Here is a 243-nt window from a genome sequence, read left to right as displayed (position 1 = left end):
CTACCGGATGCGTCGGTCAGCCGGGGACCGCGGGCTGCTGCTGGGTGATGCAGTGGATGCCGCCGCCGCCCGCGAAGATCGTGCGGGCGTCGACCAGCGTGACGGTGCGTCCGGGGTACAGGCGGCGGAAGATGCCCGCCGCGATCTCGTCGCGGGGGTCGTCGAAGCCGCACAGCACGACGCCGCCGTTGCAGACGTAGTGGTTGATGTAGGAGTAGTCGACCCAGTGGCCCTCCTCGTCCC

At 70.4% G+C, this 243-nt stretch carries 1 protein-coding gene; it reads right to left on the bottom strand.

What is annotated here, in order from left to right; all coding sequences use genetic code 11:
• Positions 1-16: 16 nt before the first annotated feature.
• Positions 17-243, bottom strand: a 227-nt coding sequence (locus G3I42_RS08245; RefSeq protein ID WP_164283820.1) for an agmatine deiminase family protein, incomplete at its 5' end; no start/stop codon positions are given.

This window comes from Streptomyces sp. SID11385, assembly GCF_010548245.1.
In the GTDB taxonomy this organism is placed as follows: domain Bacteria; phylum Actinomycetota; class Actinomycetes; order Streptomycetales; family Streptomycetaceae; genus Streptomyces.
Note: the sequence above shows the minus strand (reverse complement) of the source record. Positions and strands in the feature narration are given on the sequence as shown.